Below are 19,048 nucleotides of genomic sequence, written 5' to 3' on the forward strand. Positions count from 1 at the left end.
TTATCTACAAGCCGCTATATCATTGCAGAACTTTCTGTGATGATATAGTTTTTTCAAAGGCAGGCCTTTCCATCTGGTCTGTAAAATAATAACGTTAAACGAATGAAACTATCAAAAATATGGGCTGTATTAGCCCTTGCTGTTTTTTCTGAAAATCAGGCACAGAATTATCTAAATTATAATGTAGGGAATGCACATTCACATAATGATTATATGCAGGACATCCCTTTCTGGCAGGCTTATTATGCTAACTTCGGTTCCATTGAGGCAGATGTTTTTCTGGTAAAAGGAAAACTTTGGGTAGCGCATACCGAAAAGGAACTTTCCGCAGACAGAACATTGGAAAACCTTTATCTCGATAATATTTCTAAACAGATTAAACTGAACAAAGGGAATATTTACCCTGATGCAGGTAAGAAACTTCAATTGCTGATTGATATAAAACAGGATTATAAAACTTCACTGGCAGCTTTGGTGAGTACGCTGGAAAAATATCCGGAGATTACCGGAAATTCCGGAATTAAAATTGTCATTACCGGAGGAAGACCTCAGCCTGCAGATTTTAAGAACTATCCCAACTATCTTTACTTTGACGGAGATATTGACCAAAATTATTCTGCAGATCAGTTGAAAAGAATCGGAATGTTCAGTGCAGATCTTCCGGGATTGGTAAAATGGAATGGGAAAGGAATTCCAAGGGATGAAGAAACCGCAAAAATTAAAACTGCTGTAGACAAAGCCCATGCTCAGCAAAAGCCGGTTCGTTTTTACGGAGCTCCGGATTTTCCGAATGCATGGGTAAATCTGATGGATTTAGGCGTAGATTATATCAATACAGATCATATTCCGGATCTTAAAAAATTCATGAACACGATTCCGAAAAATTTTTATAAGAATACAAAGGAATATGCCACTTATACTCCAACGTATCAGTCAGATGGTGTGGAGAAAAAAGTAAAGAATGTCATCCTTCTTATTCCGGACGGAACTTCTTTACCACAATATTATGCTGCCTTTACAGCTAATAAAGGGAAACTGAATGTTTTCAATATGAAATCCACAGGGCTTTCCAAGACCAATTCATCCAATGCCTATATTACAGATTCAGCACCGGGTTCTACAGCGTTCGCAACAGGAGTGAAAACCAAAAACACTTTTGTCGGAGTTGACAACATGGGAAAAGCACTGGCACAGATCCCTGATATCATTTCTGAAAAAGGAATGGTTTCAGGCCTGATTTCCACCGGAGATGTTACAGATGCAACGCCTGCTGATTTCTACGCCCATTCGGATAACAGAAACAGTTCGGAACCTATTCTGAAAGATTTTGCAGCTTCAAAAACGAAAATCCTGATTGGTGGCCCTACAAGTGGATTGTCTCAGGAAAATATACAGAAATTTAAAGATGCCGGAATCGATCTCTATCAGGATTTGAAATCAGTAACGAAAATCAATAACCGTACGCTGGTTATTGATCCTCTGGCCTCACAAAGAATCAGCAATGGAAGAGGAAACTGGCTTGCAGATGCCTTTGAGCTTACTTTAAATGATTTAAAGAACAATAAAAAAGGGTTCTTTATGATGATTGAAGCGTCACAGACTGATGGAGGAGGGCATAGCAATAATATAGAACAGCTGGTGACAGAATTACTGGATTTCGACCATGTGGTAGGGAAAGCTATGAAATTTGCTGACGAAAATAAAGAAACCTTAGTGATTGTAGTGGGAGACCATGAAACCGGAGGTTTGACACTTTTGGATGGCAGTCTGAAAGAGGGTTGGGTATTCGGGAATTTCAGTACGAATGATCATACCTCTATTCCGTCAAGTGTTTTTGCGTACGGACCCAATTCAAAAGAGTTCACAGGGTTGTTCGAAAACACTGAGATCTTCAACAAAATACTGGCTGCTTACGGAATTCAGAAATAGCTTTTGGTTTACACTTTTTTTACTTTTACAAAGAGAGACTATTTCGTTTTTAAAACAGTTTTTTTTATAAATTAATTTAAAGCTCCCGTGGATTTCACAGATTAAGCAGATGTTTGTGGATAATCGGCGTTATCTGCAAAATCTGCGAGAGATAAAAGCAGAACAAAAAGGCTGTCTCAACAAAGAGACAGCCTTTGAATAAATCTAACAAATAATAATTTAGAAATTGGTGTTAACGATCAATTGAGAAAGTTCGGCATTCACAAAGTCAATCGGCATTATTCCGAATGTACCCTGAGTATTGGTCTGGAAGAATGTTTTAAGTCTTGGATTGATATTATTGGATACGGTAGGAATGCTTGGGATCCCGAAGATTCCTGGTTTATAACCGCTGGTGAAATTCAAGAAAAGTTTGCCATTCGTATCAGTTTTAGCTTCGTTAAGCAGGCTGGAGATTGCATTCCACTTATCATCATTGTTGGTTACCTTGTAATAATCCTGAACTTTCAGCTGTACGCCTGAGTTATTGATATCAAAAGTTGTATTATCAGCCCAGGGTGAAGCGTTGATTCCCTTAGTTGTTCCTGAAGAGAATCTTCTTAGTAATTTGATCTTTCCTCTTACAGCGCCCAGCGTAGGAATGTTTGCTCCAAGATCCCATTTAGAAGGATTTTTCTGTACATAAGAATCAAAAGTCTGTTCAAAAGTTCTGGTGGTGTTGGAAGCATCATATTCTTCTTTAACAGACATGATAATGGTTTCTGAAGGATTGTTCTGAAGGAATGTATAACAGGCATTCAGTACATCATCAAAATTCATATTCTGATAAATTGCACCATGATGAATGGTGAAAGCATTGTCAATATGTCTGCAGCGGATATCCAGAAAACGTACACCGGCATTCAGCTGTTCTGCAATGCTGAGGTCCTGGGTTTTAGCCGTACCTGATACAACAGGGGCATCTATACGTGCTCCGGAATCATGAGTACCTGGAATTGATATTTTTGAAATAGAAATATTATCCTGAAGACCGGCCATCCAGCTATTCAGAGAAACAGGCAGTAATGAAGATCTGCCGACTGTTTTTGTTAAAGAAGCGACATTGTTTTCGTTGGAATCCCTTTCCATGATACTGTCGTTTGAACAGGAAAAAAAGATGGATGCAGTAACCACTCCAAGAGTGATGGCTGTCATACGTTTCATGCTTTGTTTGAACATAGTTTTTTTATTTTTAAGGTAGCTTAAAAATAAGAATATATCAAAGCACTAGGAGTTAATTTAACTTTAAGAGATAATTAAGTTGGTATAAAGTAAGGGAGCTGGAAGAAAGAAGAAAAACGACGATTTTTATTAACGCAAAGCTTATTTTGGTTCCGGATATAGAGAGGAAGCAAAGATGAAATCAATAAATTGACTCTTTCTAAGCGGATGCATAACAATTAAGCTTCATCAGCGACATTGTCGCCTTTTGCTTTCTTTAAATAGAACTATAGAACTCTCTTAAAACGCAAAATCCTCCTTCAACCCGGGAATTTTGAACTTGTGGTCTCCGATAAAGAAATCATTCATTTTAATAAGAGCCGGGAATTTATGAGTAAATTCTTTATGTGAGTTTTCGGGTAGTTTGGTATGATCCTCACAGGAGGAATATTCTCTGTCAACAATTACTTGGCCTGTAGAAAAATTGATTTCATTCGTAAAACTGAAATCACAGGTATCTTCAAAATGATCGTACAAACCTATCAGATAAAAATCTCCGTTCTGAAATCTGAACGTATGTTTATATTGTTGCGAATGCCTTGAATTGGTAAAAAACAGCTGTTCGATAACAAGACAGTTATTTTTTATATTGATTGTAAGAGTATTATCGGAAGGATAAAATCCGAATCCGCTTGAAAAAATGATATCAGAATTTTCTTTCCATACTTTCAGACCACTGTTTTCCTTTTTCAGAATATAGAAAACCCTTTTATAGTCACTTGTACCTTCCGGGTTCTGCTCGTATGATGCTTTTATATTCGTATTAAATACAAGGACCGTTTCATCTTTTCCATCTTTGTCAAGATCACCTCTGGCTTCTGCAATCTGAGTATAACCCTTCGGAACCGAAAAATTTTTCAGCTTCTGAGCAGATAAGCTCGTCACAGATAAGAATATCAAAAAGTGAATGACAGATTTCATGATTATCAGTATTATTAAAAATGTGGTAATCCGAAATAAAAATCATTTTTCAAATTACCACATTTTTATATTGTTAAATTAATGAGTCAGTATACTTTCAAGATCTTTCCAGAACATTGGATAAGACTTTTCTACTACATCTTCATCTTCAATATTGAGCTCGCCGATCAGACAAAATGGTGCAAAACTCATGGCCATTCTGTGATCCTGATAGGTCTTAATAGAAATATGGCTTTGTGGCTCTCCAAAACTGATTGATTTAATCGTCAAATCTGTGATCTCTGTTTCGGTACCCAGCTTTTTAAGCTCATTGTATAAAGCCAGAAGCCTGTCGGTTTCCTTTACTCTTAAGGTCCCCAGTCCGGAAATCTCAAAAGGAATTTTTAAAGCGGCGGCTGTTACACAAAGAGTTTGTGCAATGTCCGGACAGTCGTTCATATCCAGCATAATTTTTTCCGGGAAAGAAAAATCAGGCTGAGGTTCAAGCGTTAGTTGATGCTCATCTTCAGAAAAAGTAGTTTTGATTCCGAAGAACTTTTCGTAGATGTTGGCAATTGCAGAATCTCCCTGTGTGGATTCTTTGTAAAAACTTTTTAGATGAATCTTTTCTCTTCCTAATGCACAGATAGAGTAGAAGTAGGAGGCCGAGCTCCAGTCGCTTTCCACTTCATAATGTACTAATGCGGAATTGTCAGGAGTGAAAGGTTCTACTTTGATGGTATTTCCTTCAAAACTGCTTTGAATACCAAATCTGGTCAGGATATCAAGCGTCATTTCAATATAAGATCTTGAAGTAACGTCACCCACAAGATTAATCACCAATCCATTCTCAAGTTTTCCTGCTATAAGTAGCAGTGAAGTGATAAACTGGCTTGAAATATTGGATGGAACATTGACTGATGTCTCAGTAATCTTTCTTCCTGTAATTTTTAAAGGGGGAAAACCTTCATTCTCCATATATTCAATTTCCACTCCAAGATCTCTCAAAGCACTTACCAGATTTTTGATAGGTCTTTCTTTCATTCTTCCGGAACCTGTAAGAACAGTTGTCTTTCCTTCCTGAATAGAATAATAAGAAGTGAGAAAACGCATTGCTGTTCCCGCATGATGAATATCTACCACTTCGGTATTCTCAGATAATGCTTTTTTCAGCAGCTGAGTATCCTGGGAATTGGATAAATTCCCGATTTTTATATTGTTAAAAAGACTTTCCAGAATCAATAAACGATTCGAAATACTCTTCGAACCGCTGATCTGTACTGTTTTATCTCCCGATAATTTTGATTTTTCTAGCTTCATTATGATCTACATTTCTAAAAAAATAATGAGTTACAAATTGATGTATTATTTATAACTCATCATTTATATTATTTCAATTTTTCGTTGTTCTGATGCCGGTCTTTATCACGGTCAGTTTTTATTTTCATTTTTCTGTCGAAAGCATCCTGTAGATTGACTCCGGTTTGGTTGGCCAGACATAGCGTAACAAAAAGTACATCTGCCAGTTCTTCCCCAAGATCTTTAGTCTTATCACTTTCTTTTTCGCTTTGCTCACCGTATCTTCTGGCAATGATCCTTGCTACTTCACCCACTTCTTCTGTCAGCATGGCCATATTGGTAAGCTCATTAAAATACCTTACACCGATGGTTTTGATCCATTCATCTACCTGCTGCTGTAACTGTGTAATTTCCATTATTGATAAGCTCCTAGAGTTGGGTTGGTGGTTCTGGAAACATTCACAATATCAAAAGGTACCGTTGCTGCAACAGCCGTATTTCCTTTTCCAAGAGCCGGAGAACCAGGTTTTACCCTTAAATTCATTTTAGCCATAAAATAATTGACAAACTGTGGTTCTGCATTCTTGACCGTTTGTATCACATTCGGATTATTGTCAAAAGTGAAACCGGATCCCGTTGCACTGGTATATTTGATCAATGAATTTTGAAGTAAGAATTCAAACTGCTGGCCTGGGGTTTGTTCGAAATGAACCGCATCATCCCGGTCAGAATACACAATACTGTTTTTGATGTCAAGAAGCTGCAAAGCGCCCTGCTGTGATTGCCCGGCATCATTTTTCCATTCATTGGCTGCAAAAATTCCTGCTCTGTCAAAAGAACTCATCTTTCTGGAGTAATTGGCAATCGTAGCGTGAGTATAGCTATGTTTTCCACCAAGGAAAATACCGATACATGATAAACCGCAATTGTTCATGACAAGATTATTGGCATTCACGGTAGAACCCACGGCATAAATTCCGTATTCAAAGAAAGTATGGATGAAGGAATTGGTAATGGTAGCATTGGTTTGCTTCATATCCAGTCCTCTCGTACCTCCGAAAAGTCTTGCATGGTTCATCTTAAGGGTAGAATTGGCCTCCATTTTAATAGAATTCCAGTTTTTAGGAATCGTATCATAATAAGGATCATTTCTGTCTCCGCGAAGAATAACCTGATCCGCCTGAGTACCGTTAATATTTAAGACCGCTCCCGAAGAAACTTTCATTCCGCTGTTTTTGTGGAAGTATACTTTCGTTCCGGGATTGATATCCAATGTTATATTAGGATTAATGGTAAGATTTCCGTAGATGATCTTTGCTTTATCATTATTCCACGTTGTGGAACTGGTAATTACATTCGGATTGCCGGGAGTCTGAATAAAAAATTCTGCATCCTGAACGACAGAAAATAAAGTTACATGCTGTTGTCCTGTTGGACCGGTAAAAAGAACTTTGTCTTCTGCTATGGCCTCTGGTCCTGTAGCTTCCGGGGCAATTTCAACAAAAATATAAAGACTGTCTTTCTTTCTTAAAGGAACATTCTTAAAATCATATCCCGGTTTTCCATCTACATTGATTCTATATAATGAAGCGGCTCCTTTTTCAAGGTTCACTCTCGGGATCATAATGTCCTTATCTTCATTATTATATACTTTCACAACATAAGTTTCTGAACGTACCTGATGGTATACCGTATCACAAAATACCGTATCTCTTGAGAAACGAAGCTCCTGCGTAGGGCTGTCAAACGTTATGTCATCTTTATTACATGATACTGCTACAAGTAACATCCAGAAGGAAAAAGCCAGTAATAATTTGAATTTCATTGAAATTAAAGTTTAAGTAAGTTCCAAATTTAACGAAAATACTTTGAATTTCTTATTAATAAAAAAATATTGAATTCAGTATTTGGAATTTTAAAAAAATGTTGTATTTTTGCAACCTAAAATTTAGCAGAGAAATATCCATTACTATTTCGAAAGCAAACTTTAATTTTTTTAAAAATAGTATTATGAAAAACGGAATCCACCCAGAAAATTATAGACTTGTTGTTTTCAAAGATATGAGTAACGACGAGATGTTTCTTTGCAAGTCTACTGCAGAAACAAAAGACACTATCGAGTACGAAGGACAAGAGTATCCTCTAATCAAAATGGAAATCTCTTCAACTTCTCACCCTTTCTACACTGGTAAAGTAAAACTAGTTGACACTGCAGGTAGAGTTGATAAGTTCATGAACAAGTATAAAAAATTCGCTAAGTAATTTTTGTGCATTAAAAATATTAAAGTCTTCCAATTTTTGGGAGACTTTTTTTATTGTAAATTTGTTGATCTTGAATTTTAAACCTTAAACTTAAAAACTGAATGATGCAGTTGGTATTTTCAGACGCACAATACTGGGAAGATTTTCTTCCGCTTACTTTTACACGCCCGGTTGCTGCGATGCGATGCGGAATCCTTACATTTTCTGAAAGATGGCAGAAAATACTTGAAAACACTGAGGTAACTTATTTCACAGAAATATACCTTCAGGATAAATTTAAAAGCCCGGAAGAAAAAGAAAGCCTTTTTCTTGTTCCGAATTTCCTGCCAACAGAAACCGTGATTCAACAGATTAAAGACCTTAAGCAAGGGGAAGCACTGGTGTATGAAGACGAATTAATCGCCGCAAAAATCAATATGAAAGGTTTTTCTCTGAACCAGATTGAGAAAATGACGGATATTAAGGAAGATCTTGTTTTCTTTAAAAGGCCAAAAGATCTGTTTACCTATAATCATCATGCGATTGATTTTGACTTTGAGCTTCTTACCAAAGGAAAAACCTCACAGGAATTGTCTTCAACCAATGGTTTCTTAGGTGATAAAAAAGATCTGTTTATTGAAGAAGGAGCTTATGTTGAATTCTCTACCATCAATACAAAAACAGGGAAGATTTATATCGGTAAAAATACTGAGGTTATGGAAGGCTGTCATCTTCGCGGGCCAATCGCTCTTTGCGATGATTCCAAATTTAATCTTGGGGCTAAAATTTATGGAGCTACCACAATCGGTCCTCACTGTAAAGTAGGTGGGGAAGTAAATAATATCATTATATTCGGATACTCCAGTAAAGGGCATGAAGGTTTTGTAGGAAACTCTGTGATTGGCGAATGGTGTAATTTCGGAGCGGATACCAATTCTTCCAACATGAAAAATAACTATGGAAATGTAAAATTCTGGAATTACAGAACAAAAGCATTCGAAGATACTGGATTGCAGTTTGCAGGTCTTATTATGGGAGATCATTCCAAAACAGCCATCAATACCCAATTGAATACAGGAACGGTAATTGGAGTAGCTTCGAATATCTTCAAACCAGGTTTTCCGCCTAATCTTGTAGAAAACTTTTCATGGGGCGGATTGAAAGGTGATGAAAGATTCAAACTTGATAAAGTATATGAGGTAGCAGAAAGAGCCATGGCAAGGAGAAAAGTTGCTTTAACACAAGAAGATAAAGCGATTCTGAAACATATTTTTGACACGTATTAATTCTATTATAATAAAAACTTCAAATTTTTTTGAAGTTTTTTTATTTTTGATGTAATAGATAAGTAACTGCAATTGTCTTACCTATAAGAAACAAAACTCATGACCCAAGAAACTTTCAAGAATAGGGTGTTTATTCTCAAAGACGAGATGTATCGTTTTGCGAAGCGGTTTGTCATGAGCAGTGATGAAGCGGAAGATGTAGTACAGGATCTCATGATGAAGTTTTGGCAGAAGAGGGATGAGCTTGAGCAATTCGGGAACTTTAAATCCTATGCGCTGAAGTCGGTCCGGAACGAATGCCTGAACAGATTGAAGCATCACGACGTAAAAATCGGCTTTGCGGATATGCAGCTTCACCGCTCGGAGCTTTACAGTATGGAAGTTGATAACCTTAAGGAACATATTGTAGGATTTATCAATCAGCTCCCTGAAAAACAGAAGATGGTCATCCACTTGAAAGATGTAGAAGAATATGATGTTTCCGAAATTTCTGAAATGCTGGAAATGGAGGAAAATGCAGTAAGGGTAAACCTGATGCGTGCGAGACAAAAGGTAAAAGAACAAATCTCACAACTGATGAGCTATGAAAAAAGATCAATTACAAGATAAATACGACGAAGTCTTCCGGGAGATCAAGGAAGAAAAAATGGACTGGAGCTTTGAGGATTTTCTTCAGACTGCAGAAAGTACGGAACCTGAACAGGATGCTGTACCTATTATTCCATTGGAAGAAAAAAAGAAACCCTCTTTTCCCAAATGGTTCTGGATGGCCGCCAGTGTGATGCTGGTCTTCGGAATCGGCTTATTTCTTAATGATAATAATTCCGGCACAGCAGATGTGCAGGACAGAGAAAAACTGGTAAAAGATGAAATCTTAAAACAAAAGTCCGGGTTTATGGAAGAGAACAGTGATCACCAGGAACAAGTAGCGGTGAATCATACCGATTCTATTTCCGGAGTGAAAAAAGATTCTGTCTTTCAGGATAACCAGGTGGCAGAAAAAGATGTAATGGATGATATTCTGCCAAAAAGAGGAAGGCTTAAAAAAGAAAGAAAACCCAGATATGTTGATAATTCTTCCTTCCCGGGTAAAAATTTAAATGATTCTGCAACAGCATACAATGATTCTTATGTCATTGTAAACGGAAAAAGAATCAGCAGTGAAAAAGAAGCCATAGATGTTGCAAAATACTCCTTTATGAAGTTAGGAAGTGAGTTAAAAAAAACAGTAGCATCTTCTCAAAAAAATGAAAATCTTGACAGCGAATACTAAAAATCAGATCAATCTCATGAAAAAAATATTTTTTATAATAGCCATAATGCTGAGCAGCTTTGCAACTTATTCTGCACAGACTGAGAAATTAGACAAGCTTTTTCAGGATTTTGAAAAAAGAGGAAGAGTAACCTCTATCAACATCAAAAAACCGATGTTCAAGCTATTGAATACCATTGATGTTAATGATGCCTATATCGGAAAGATAAAACCTATACTGAACGATGTAGAAGGACTTAAAATTCTGATTATTCCTAAAATTACTTTCCCGGATCGTTTAAAAGATGAAAATCTTGCGAACATAAAAATGAATGAAGAAAAAACGGAGAGAATAAACAAGGCTTTAAACGCTCTCAACTTCAATGAGCTGATGTCCATGAGCAGTGACGGAACTTCTATGAAATTTCTGGCTGAAGAGGAAAAAGACAATTACCTGGAGAATCTGGTTTTTAATGTGGATTCCAAGGAAGAGAATATCATTTTTATCCTCAATGGAAAGATGAAGCTGTCGGATGTTAATAAGATCATTAATTCTGGTGAAACAACTACATCTTCTGTGACGAGTTCTGTAAGAAATGACCTTACATCAGGCAATACCTCTTCTTATCTGAATGGAGATAACAGGAATGTAGGCCAATTTTCAAAAATAGATGCCAGCGTGGGAGTAAATGTTACCTTCAAGCAGGAAAATACCAGCAGTGTAAAAGTAATTGCAGATGCAGATAAACTTCAATATGTTATCACCAAGGTGGAAGACGGAGTATTGAAAATATACGTAGACAATAAAGGAGTCCGTAATCTGAGATTTAAAAATCTTAATGTTAATGTTTCTGCTCCTTCACTTCAAAGTATCAAGACTTCATCAGGAAGTATCTTTACAGCAGTGAATCCTGTTAATGAAAACAGTATAGAGATTGAAGCAGAATCCGGTTCCGTTATTAAAGGAACTTTCAATGCGAGACAGGCTGCCGCTGTTACAGCGAGTTCCGGAGCTGTTTTGACTGCTGAACTTACCACACAGAAACTGGCTTTGGATACCTCAAGCGGAGCAAGCGTAAAATTATCCGGTCAAGCTGTTTCCGCTGTGATAGAAACGAGCAGTGGCGCTTCGTGTAAAGCAGATGACCTTAAAATTGCCACGGCAGTAGCTGAATCTACTTCGGGAGCAAGTCTTTCCTTATTGGTTACAGACAAACTGAAAGTAAATGTTTCTTCAGGAGCCGATGTAAAATTGAAAGGAAACCCTGAGCTGGATGCTAAAGTAGATAAAATTTCAGGAGGAAGCCTAAGGCAAATCAAGTAAAAACTAAAAATGATATCAACATCCCAAAATGATTAATTCCGTTGCTGTTCAATAATCCTGATAACTAATCCCCAAAACTTTTACCGCATGGAGAAATTAATAAGAGAAGTCCGGGTCCTTAAAATCTACGCCGCTGTACTTACCGTACTATGTGTAATGTTTTTCCTTCTTGCTTTTAAAAATCAGTCTTCCAACGAACGTTTCAAAGAAATAGATGTAGAACGTATCAATATCGTTGAGAAAGATGGAACTTTAAAGATGGTTATCAGTAATAAGGAGCGTCAGCATCCCGGATTGGTGAATCATAAGGAAATGAAACCCCGTGAAAGAGAAGCAGGTCTTATTTTCTTTAATTCTATGGGAGATGAATGTGGAGGGCTTGTGTATGACGGCAATGAGAAAGAATCCGGAATGGTCTATTCTGTAGACCAGAGAAATACAGATCAGATTATGCAGCTTCAGTATTTTGAAGGTTCAGGAAAAGACAATAAAAGAGTATATGGTTTAAAACTCTGGGATCGACCTGATGATTTCCCGATGGAGGATATTATTAAAGCCGCTGATTCTATAAAGAAACTGAATAATCCGGAAGCTTCAAAAAAAGCATTCGCACAACTACAGGAAAAAGGTAAACTGGGAAGTGAACGCTTTTTTGCAGGCAAGACAGCCAATGGTGATGTAGGCATATTTATCCGCGATAATAAAGGGAAAGTAAGATTAAAATTATACATCGATAAAAATAATCAGACCCATATTGAGAATATTGATGAAAATGGAAGTCTCATCAAATAGATCTTACATGATCATATTTAACCTATAAATAAAGTAGTTTCAAACTTATTCAATTATTTTGTACCGTAACCGTTCTTACAAAAGGGCGGTTTTTCGATTTAAGTTATTGATTATTAAATTTTATTTAAACTATCAAAAAGGATTTTCATATCTCACCAAAATAACCTAATTTTGCAAAGAAAGTAAAGATGTCTATTCATAACAAAATTGTAGAGACAGCCATCACTTTCGATGACGTTCTTCTAGTCCCTTCTTATTCAGAAGTTTTACCTAACCAGGTTTCATTAAAATCAAGACTTACCGACAAAATCACGCTGAATGTTCCGATAGTTTCCGCTGCGATGGACACTGTTACTGAAGCTGATCTGGCCATTGCTTTAGCAAGAGTCGGAGGGTTAGGATTTATCCACAAAAACATGACAATCGCTGAGCAGGCAGCTCAGGTAAACCGCGTAAAACGTTCCGAAAACGGAATGATATCTGATCCGATTACGCTATCTAAAGATCATACTTTAGGGGAAGCTAAAGATCTTATGTCAAGATATAAGATTTCCGGTCTTCCGGTAGTGGATGCTGATAATGTTCTGATCGGAATTATTACCAACAGAGATGTAAAATATCAGGAAAATCTTGATATGAAAGTGGAAGAGATTATGACCAAAGATAATCTGATCACTTCAGATAAAGATACCAACCTTGAAAAAGCTAAAGAAATCCTTCTTAAAAACAGAGTTGAAAAACTTCCTATCGTAGATAAAGATAACAAACTTGTAGGTTTAATTACGATCAAGGATATCGATAATCAGTTGGAATATCCTAATGCTAATAAGGATCAAAACGGACGTCTTATCGTAGGAGCCGGAGTAGGTGTAGGAGAAGATACATTAGCGAGAATTGAGGCTTTAGTACAGGCTGGAGTTGATATTGTAGCCATTGATTCTGCACATGGTCATTCTAAAGGAGTTTTAGATAAAATTTCAGAAATCAGAAAAGCATATCCGAACCTTGATGTTGTAGGAGGAAATATCGTAACTGCAGAAGCTGCTAAAGACCTTATTGAAGCAGGAGCCAACGTGCTTAAAGTTGGAGTAGGACCGGGTTCCATCTGTACAACAAGAGTAGTTGCAGGAGTAGGTGTTCCTCAGCTATCTGCTATTTATAACGTTTACGAATATGCTAAGTCAAAAAATGTAACGGTAATCGCTGATGGTGGAATCAAACTTTCAGGAGATATCGTTAAAGCTATTGCGAGTGGTGCAGGAGCAGTAATGCTTGGTTCTCTTTTAGCAGGAACAGATGAGGCTCCGGGAGAAGAAATTATCTTCCAGGGAAGAAAATTCAAATCTTACCAGGGAATGGGAAGTCTTTCAGCAATGAAGAGAGGTGGTAAAGAAAGATACTTCCAGAGTGAAGCTAAAAAGTTCGTTCCGGAAGGAATTGAAGGAAGAGTGCCACATAAAGGAAAACTGGAAGATGTTATTTTCCAGCTGACAGGAGGTTTAAGAGCCGGTATGGGATACTGTGGAGCAAAAGATATTGAAACCCTTCAAAAAGATTCCAAGCTGGTAATGATTACAGGAAGCGGATTGAAAGAATCCCACCCTCATGATGTAATTATCACACAGGAAGCCCCAAATTATTCTTTATAAAAATATAATTGAATTTAAATATGAAAAACCGCACAATTTGTGCGGTTTTTTTATTGTATGATTCTGTTTTAATAGTCTGGTTGACAGGGTGTTAATTTTAAATTGTCTGTTTATTAAATTATCGATTTGGTTTTATTTTTCCGTTTTTTTATAATTATAATATAAATAAAGTTTATTGTATTTGGTTTCGCGTTAATTTTATTTTATGATTTGAATGTAACAATATTTAGTTTTTTTCTACTAACTGTAATGAAATTTTAAATTTATTGCTTGTTTTAGTTGTGAGTATCACGGGTAAGAATGTAAAGGCTGTAAATTTTTAAATTGTTTAATTTTTTAAATTAGTAAAATGAAGAAAACTATCCTTTGTGGGGCATTGTTACTATCCCTTTCAGTATCTGCACAGCAAAAAAAAGAGTGGTGTGACTTTGATAATGAACAGAGAGTACACCAAAAACAGAATGCGGAAATTGATGAAATGATTCGTAATATCCGTAACAAAGTTATTAGCAGTAATCAAAATACTACTGCTAAAAATGGAAGTGCGTACAAAATTGTAAATGGAGTTTATGAAATTCCTGTAGTTGTACACGTAATAGCACCTACGGGTGCGGCTATTGGTACTGCTTACAATAAGAGTGATGCACAAATTCAGGCCTGGCTGGATCATTGTAATGAAATGTATGCAGGAACTTATCAATGGGCTCAGGGAGTTCCGGCAGATTTTGGTACTGCTGCTACGATGCCAATTAAACTGGTATTAGCTAAAAGAGACCCTAATTGTAATGCTACTACAGGAATTGTTAGATACAACGGAGGAACTCTTGCAGGATATGATGATTATGGGGTAAAACGTAGTGGAGCAAATGGGGTTACTACGGATCAGGTAAAGACTATTGCGCCACACTGGCCGGAAGCGTCTTACTTTAATATCTATATCATGAATAAAGTAGATGGAGGTGGAACATATGGTATCATGGGATGGGCAGGGCTGCCTCAAAATGCCGATGCTAACTACGAATCCTTTATGAAATCTTTTGTAGTTACTTTACAGGATGATATTACTCTGGCTCACGAGTTTGGACATAGTATGGGATTACTTCATACATTTGGTAATGCTAACGCTCAGCCGCCACAAGGAACTACTTCTACGACCTACTGTCCACCAATGACTAATAATGACTGTAACAAAGACGATGATCAGGTTTGTGATACAGAAAGATCAAGAAGTTTGCTAAACGATCCTGCGCCAACCAACAATGATATGAATTATTGTACAGGAACAAACTATCAGGGCGTACAGTATAATATGATGAACTATACCAATCCGATAGCATTTAAATTTACAAATGGACAGCATGACAGAGCAGCTCTTTACTTTTTCTTGATGAAAGGAGGGTTGAGTACTTCATTAGGTGCAACGGCTCCTTCTGCAGGAGCTGCAATTGGAACTCCTATTGCTGCTGCATGTAACCCAACAGGTATCACTACACCAAGTAACTATTTTGTAGGCCCTACTTTAGTAAAACTGGGAAATATTAATAATGCATCAACAGGATATTGGCAGGCTGCTGCTAATTTCTATGAAGATTATACAGGTGCAAACTGCTTAAGAGCAACATCAACTGAGCTTTCTGCAACGGGAACTCACAATCTTCAGGTGAATGTTTCAGATTCAAATAATGATGTAAGAATATGGATCGATTACAATAATAATGGTACTTTTGAAGCTTCTGAACTTGTAGGTTCTGTTGATAATATTGCTGCAGATCCGGTTACTTTGATAGGTACTTACAGTACTACCATTACAGCGCCTGCTTCAGTAGTGTTGAATACACCATTAAGGATGAGAGTGCTTGTAGATGATGAGAACCCTAATATGACTCCTTGTGGGCAATTAATGTATGGGCAGGTTGAAGATTATACTGTAAAATTTGTTACCAATCTGGGAACAAGCGAAGTGAAAGCAGATAATGGTGATTTAACAGTTTATCCTAACCCGGTAGCAACCGGAGATAAAATCTTCATTAAAGCTAAAAATGGTAAAAATCTGAAGGTTTCTATTTCTGATATGTCAGGAAGATTGTTGGCAAGTCCAGCTGTGACTGAAGAAGGAAACGGTGTTTATAAAGTGGACCAGCAATTAGAAAAAGGAGTTTATATGATTCAGATTTCTAATGGAAAAGACAGTAAGTCTTCTAAATTGATCATTAAATAAACTGATCTTCGTTCAGGTATATATAAATGTCTCCATTGTAATGGGGACATTTTTTATTCCATCTTCCTATACTTAAACCTTGGCTTAATAACTTTATTAAGAAATTGCCCCTTAGATCTAGCTTTTCTAAAATTTTCAACAATATCAGGAGGTACCTTAAGATAATCATAAACTGCTCCCGACTGATATATAATTTTTAATATTTCAGTATCCGGAAAATAGATGAAATGATTGACAACACTTGAAGGCATACTTCATTTCATGCAAAAAACATTCCTTGCCATAAAATAAAAAGCTTCCGAAATTTCCGAAAGCTTCAGTAATTGATTTCTTGAAACAGAATATCATTCTATTTTTTCATGAATTTAAATTGATGTATCTGAAAATTCCGGGTATTTATTTTTAATATATATCCTCCGGGAACAAGTTGTGAAACATCAATCTTGAAATCAAACATTTCTGATTTTACCAGACGTCCGTCAATATTGTAAATCTGGATGGTTAGCCCATCGTCAATACCGGAAATAGTAATAAAATCAACCACAGGATTAGGGAAGATCTGAATTTTATTTTTTGAAAGGTCTGAAGTTCCTAATGTAGTGGTCTGTACATCACCTGTCATGGTGGAGTTTACTGCAGTAAGATTTCCTCCACATTGCCCGTTAGTCATTGCTGTATTTTCAACCCAGGTTCCGATACTGTTACCGGGAGGTATCGGAACAGAATTATTACCTGTTGAGTTATAATAAATCAGATAAGGAGTTGTAAAAGTTCCGTTTCCTTCATCACCAAGAAATTCCCATCTTGTAAGAGCATTGTTCCATTGGATTTTAAATTCACAGGTACCTAATCCACTACAATCCTGTCCGCCATCAATAGGACTGGTCATGTAGATGTTCTTACTAAAGGCATCTACTCCTGTTTTGTTAAATACATACGTATTAGGTGGGCTATCAAACAGATTGGGACATCCACTGAATGTTATTGTCTGTGTAAAAGCTGAGCTTCCTATAACAAGACATAATAAGTAAAGAATTTTCATAACGATTAGTTTTGAGATGGATAAACTCCTGCTAATGCAATGATACATTTCAGCGTAATAAACGGAGGTCTGTTTTCATGAGGCTGGCTTCCTCCTGTGCTTCCTACCATTGTGTTTTTCATGGTCGTATTTGCCGCTGCATCGGAATATTCTTTGTCAAGTGTTTTGGTGTCTGCCGGAAGATTATTGGTTGGAGAATTTTGATTTCCTTCCGTTGTTACAGCATTCACGGTATGATTATGAGCCGGCATTTGTGTTACCAATAATGTTACACTCTCAGTTCCTCCGGTTTCTCCCATGGTGTACATTGTAGGGCCGCCCGGTGCCTGTCCGTTATGAACAAGTACTCTTCCCCGCATATCAGGTAAAGCAAATGTGGTAACTCCGTTTCCTCCATAAGTGGTTCCTAACAGTGAAAAAAGTGCTTGATTTTGCGCGATGGGCAGAAGCTGCCCATTACATTCTGCCCAGTATTTTGGAGCAAAATTATAAGGAACAAAGGCTATTTGCCCTAAAAATGGTTCTGATGCCTGTGCTTTTAGAGCGGGAACAAATGCACTGCATATCAGCAGTGTACATGCAAAAATTAAGTTTTTCATGATAGCAAGAATTTTAAGTAGTATAAAATTAGAAAATATTTTACATAAAATGCTTGATTAAAAGAAAAACCTTTCGTTATATAACAAAAGGTTAGATTTTATTTATTGAAAATTGATTTATTATAGATTTTTTCTCTAATATTTAACAGCGAATAATGTATTAAATGATCATTTTAATGTTTAAGATTATCTTTAAAATCATCGATTCTGAAATCAGTCAATGCATTTCCTTTTTCAATTTTTTCTTTAGAATACAGCCTGAAATCATTTTCTGTTTTTTCTAAAAGATAATCATAGGGCCCTATATGAGAAATCAGTTTTACCAGAACCGGAGAAATCTCAAGGCAGATAAACAATCCCATGATAAAAGTGGCTGCAAGCCCAATGATGGCAGAATTCTTACCAAGTTCGTCCAAAGCCTGAAGCCTTGCTGCAAAACCATTGAATTTATCTTCAAATGTTTCTGTAGATTTTCTTTCCGTTTCCAGATTTGTGTAGACTTTGGATATTTCTTTGTCTAAATATTCCAGCCTTGGAGCCGCTTGTTTCTGATAATTTTCCAGATCAAGTCTGCGTTGCTCCTTCAGTTGCTGTTTACGTTTTGCATTGGGACCATAGCCTTCTTTTCCACTGGTAAGTCCGGATTGCTTACCCAGAATTTCTTTCTCAAGCTCTACCGAAGCCGAATCATATGCCTGCTGATACTGAGCGATTTTTCCTGAAATCTGCTGCTTTTCTGTTTCAAAAGGACCGCTCTGCTGAAGAATTCGCCCGTTCATTTCACCCTGAAGCTGTTTTTTATTTCTTTGAATAATGGTATTCAGCTGTTTGTTGACTTCTTTTTCAAAAATTTTAAGTTCTAAAGGTTTGGAAATAATAATTCCCAGGAACGTAGCAAGGATGAGACGCGGAATAGCCATCAGAATCTGATTCCACCATGTTCCTGTTTTTTTGATGGAAGAAACAATATAACGGTCAAGATTGAAGATCATCAGACCCCACAGGATTCCAAATCCCGCGGCCGCCCAGATATTGTCGAATACTGTATACATCGCATAGCCTGCAGACAAAGTGGCGAATACTGCAGTGAAAAGTACGATACCCCCGATACCGGAAAACTTGTTCCATTCACTCGGAGTTTTTCTTAAAATATGGATGTTCCCGCCTGAACATACCATCAGAAACTTTTGGAACCAGTTTATTGTATGAGTCCCTTGATTTATAGTTTGTTGGTTTGTTTTCATAACTGAAAATTTA

The 19,048-nt window shown here is 36.9% G+C and carries 18 protein-coding genes; 9 read left to right on the forward strand and 9 right to left on the reverse strand.

Translation table 11 applies throughout. The features are described 5' to 3' along the window. Positions 1–102 precede the first annotated feature (102 nt). A complete protein-coding gene (locus FFS26_RS17175; RefSeq protein ID WP_137905647.1) occupies positions 103–1,929 on the forward strand; it encodes an alkaline phosphatase in 1,827 nt (608 codons plus the stop codon). Positions 1,930–2,148: 219 nt separating this feature from the next. Here the strand turns inward: FFS26_RS17175 and FFS26_RS17180 are convergent, their stop codons facing one another. The 5 genes from FFS26_RS17180 to FFS26_RS17200 form a co-directional block, all read right to left on the reverse strand. Continuing rightward, positions 2,149–3,147: a phosphatidylinositol-specific phospholipase C gene (locus FFS26_RS17180; RefSeq protein WP_110011694.1), complete on the reverse strand. Its 999-nt coding sequence runs from the start codon at positions 3,145–3,147 to the stop codon at positions 2,149–2,151. A 282-nt stretch (positions 3,148–3,429) separates the two neighbouring features. Beyond that, a complete protein-coding gene (locus tag FFS26_RS17185) occupies positions 3,430–4,110 on the reverse strand; it encodes a hypothetical protein (protein WP_228449452.1) in 681 nt (226 codons plus the stop codon). 78 nt (positions 4,111–4,188) lie between these two features. Next, positions 4,189–5,409 (reverse strand): 3-phosphoshikimate 1-carboxyvinyltransferase, encoded by a 1,221-nt coding sequence (locus FFS26_RS17190; protein ID WP_137905649.1) that lies wholly within the window; start codon positions 5,407–5,409, stop codon positions 4,189–4,191. Positions 5,410–5,477: 68 nt separating this feature from the next. Continuing rightward, complete coding sequence (locus tag FFS26_RS17195; protein ID WP_047385875.1) at positions 5,478–5,804, reverse strand: nucleotide pyrophosphohydrolase; 327 nt, start codon at positions 5,802–5,804, stop codon at positions 5,478–5,480. After that, on the reverse strand, positions 5,804–7,213 hold the full coding sequence (locus FFS26_RS17200; protein WP_110011691.1) for a hypothetical protein: 1,410 nt from the start codon (positions 7,211–7,213) through the stop codon (positions 5,804–5,806). Before FFS26_RS17200 ends, FFS26_RS17195 begins: the two co-directional genes overlap by 1 nt. 185 nt (positions 7,214–7,398) lie before the next feature. Between FFS26_RS17200 and FFS26_RS17205 the strand changes: the two genes are divergently transcribed. The 8 genes from FFS26_RS17205 (at position 7,399) to FFS26_RS17240 (ending at position 16,150) form a co-directional block, all read left to right on the forward strand. After that, a complete protein-coding gene (locus FFS26_RS17205) occupies positions 7,399–7,650 on the forward strand; it encodes a type B 50S ribosomal protein L31 (RefSeq protein ID WP_062702555.1) in 252 nt (83 codons plus the stop codon). A 104-nt stretch (positions 7,651–7,754) separates the two neighbouring features. Further along, complete coding sequence (locus FFS26_RS17210; RefSeq protein ID WP_110011690.1) at positions 7,755–8,915, forward strand: GlmU family protein; 1,161 nt, start codon at positions 7,755–7,757, stop codon at positions 8,913–8,915. Between the two features lie 99 nt (positions 8,916–9,014). Then, entirely contained in the window at positions 9,015–9,524 is a 510-nt protein-coding gene (locus FFS26_RS17215) for an RNA polymerase sigma factor (RefSeq protein ID WP_137905650.1), read from the forward strand. Continuing rightward, positions 9,499–10,188 carry a hypothetical protein gene (locus tag FFS26_RS17220; RefSeq protein ID WP_137905651.1) on the forward strand — a complete coding sequence of 230 codons (690 nt, stop codon included), beginning with the start codon at positions 9,499–9,501 and terminating at the stop codon, positions 10,186–10,188. Before FFS26_RS17215 ends, FFS26_RS17220 begins: the two co-directional genes overlap by 26 nt. A 16-nt stretch (positions 10,189–10,204) precedes the next feature. Beyond that, positions 10,205–11,491 carry a DUF4252 domain-containing protein gene (locus FFS26_RS17225; protein WP_228449453.1) on the forward strand — a complete coding sequence of 429 codons (1,287 nt, stop codon included), beginning with the start codon at positions 10,205–10,207 and terminating at the stop codon, positions 11,489–11,491. 87 nt (positions 11,492–11,578) lie between these two features. Continuing rightward, positions 11,579–12,283, forward strand: coding sequence for a hypothetical protein (locus FFS26_RS17230; protein WP_137905652.1), 705 nt, complete (start codon positions 11,579–11,581; stop codon positions 12,281–12,283). A gap of 188 nt (positions 12,284–12,471) precedes the next feature. Further along, positions 12,472–13,932 carry an IMP dehydrogenase gene (gene guaB / locus FFS26_RS17235; protein ID WP_137905653.1) on the forward strand — a complete coding sequence of 487 codons (1,461 nt, stop codon included), beginning with the start codon at positions 12,472–12,474 and terminating at the stop codon, positions 13,930–13,932. A 349-nt stretch (positions 13,933–14,281) separates the two neighbouring features. Beyond that, a complete protein-coding gene (locus FFS26_RS17240; RefSeq protein WP_110011497.1) occupies positions 14,282–16,150 on the forward strand; it encodes a GEVED domain-containing protein in 1,869 nt (622 codons plus the stop codon). Positions 16,151–16,203: 53 nt separating this feature from the next. Here FFS26_RS17240 and FFS26_RS17245 read toward each other — a convergent pair whose 3' ends face one another. The 4 genes from FFS26_RS17245 to FFS26_RS17260 form a co-directional block, all read right to left on the reverse strand. After that, positions 16,204–16,401 (reverse strand): KTSC domain-containing protein, encoded by a 198-nt coding sequence (locus tag FFS26_RS17245; RefSeq protein WP_110011496.1) that lies wholly within the window; start codon positions 16,399–16,401, stop codon positions 16,204–16,206. Between the two features lie 98 nt (positions 16,402–16,499). Continuing rightward, positions 16,500–17,192, reverse strand: a complete 693-nt coding sequence (locus FFS26_RS17250; RefSeq protein WP_137905654.1) for a T9SS type A sorting domain-containing protein — start codon at positions 17,190–17,192, stop codon at positions 16,500–16,502. 5 nt (positions 17,193–17,197) lie between these two features. Further along, positions 17,198–17,791, reverse strand: coding sequence for a phage tail protein (locus tag FFS26_RS17255; protein ID WP_137905655.1), 594 nt, complete (start codon positions 17,789–17,791; stop codon positions 17,198–17,200). 173 nt (positions 17,792–17,964) lie between these two features. After that, on the reverse strand, positions 17,965–19,035 hold the full coding sequence (locus FFS26_RS17260; RefSeq protein ID WP_110011493.1) for a DUF4407 domain-containing protein: 1,071 nt from the start codon (positions 19,033–19,035) through the stop codon (positions 17,965–17,967). Positions 19,036–19,048: the final 13 nt, after the last annotated feature.

This window comes from Chryseobacterium sp. 2VB, from assembly GCF_005503635.1.
GTDB lineage: Bacteria > Bacteroidota > Bacteroidia > Flavobacteriales > Weeksellaceae > Chryseobacterium > Chryseobacterium cupriresistens.

Bases quoted from the DNA above. Each gene is read 5' to 3' on its own strand.
- FFS26_RS17260 (WP_110011493.1), bottom strand. From the start codon at position 19,035: ATGAAAACAAACCAACAAACTATAAATCAAGGGACTCATACAATAAAC.
- FFS26_RS17240 (WP_110011497.1), top strand. From the start codon at position 14,282: ATGAAGAAAACTATCCTTTGTGGGGCATTGTTACTATCCCTTTCAGTA.
- guaB (WP_137905653.1), top strand. From the start codon at position 12,472: ATGTCTATTCATAACAAAATTGTAGAGACAGCCATCACTTTCGATGAC.
- FFS26_RS17255 (WP_137905655.1), bottom strand. From the start codon at position 17,791: ATGAAAAACTTAATTTTTGCATGTACACTGCTGATATGCAGTGCATTT.
- FFS26_RS17210 (WP_110011690.1), top strand. From the start codon at position 7,755: ATGCAGTTGGTATTTTCAGACGCACAATACTGGGAAGATTTTCTTCCG.
- FFS26_RS17230 (WP_137905652.1), top strand. From the start codon at position 11,579: ATGGAGAAATTAATAAGAGAAGTCCGGGTCCTTAAAATCTACGCCGCT.
- FFS26_RS17225 (WP_228449453.1), top strand. From the start codon at position 10,205: ATGAAAAAAATATTTTTTATAATAGCCATAATGCTGAGCAGCTTTGCA.
- FFS26_RS17185 (WP_228449452.1), bottom strand. From the start codon at position 4,110: ATGAAATCTGTCATTCACTTTTTGATATTCTTATCTGTGACGAGCTTA.
- FFS26_RS17250 (WP_137905654.1), bottom strand. From the start codon at position 17,192: ATGAAAATTCTTTACTTATTATGTCTTGTTATAGGAAGCTCAGCTTTT.
- FFS26_RS17175 (WP_137905647.1), top strand. From the start codon at position 103: ATGAAACTATCAAAAATATGGGCTGTATTAGCCCTTGCTGTTTTTTCT.
- FFS26_RS17205 (WP_062702555.1), top strand. From the start codon at position 7,399: ATGAAAAACGGAATCCACCCAGAAAATTATAGACTTGTTGTTTTCAAA.
- FFS26_RS17195 (WP_047385875.1), bottom strand. From the start codon at position 5,804: ATGGAAATTACACAGTTACAGCAGCAGGTAGATGAATGGATCAAAACC.
- FFS26_RS17180 (WP_110011694.1), bottom strand. From the start codon at position 3,147: ATGTTCAAACAAAGCATGAAACGTATGACAGCCATCACTCTTGGAGTG.
- FFS26_RS17200 (WP_110011691.1), bottom strand. From the start codon at position 7,213: ATGAAATTCAAATTATTACTGGCTTTTTCCTTCTGGATGTTACTTGTA.
- FFS26_RS17220 (WP_137905651.1), top strand. From the start codon at position 9,499: ATGAAAAAAGATCAATTACAAGATAAATACGACGAAGTCTTCCGGGAG.
- FFS26_RS17245 (WP_110011496.1), bottom strand. From the start codon at position 16,401: ATGCCTTCAAGTGTTGTCAATCATTTCATCTATTTTCCGGATACTGAA.
- FFS26_RS17215 (WP_137905650.1), top strand. From the start codon at position 9,015: ATGACCCAAGAAACTTTCAAGAATAGGGTGTTTATTCTCAAAGACGAG.
- FFS26_RS17190 (WP_137905649.1), bottom strand. From the start codon at position 5,409: ATGAAGCTAGAAAAATCAAAATTATCGGGAGATAAAACAGTACAGATC.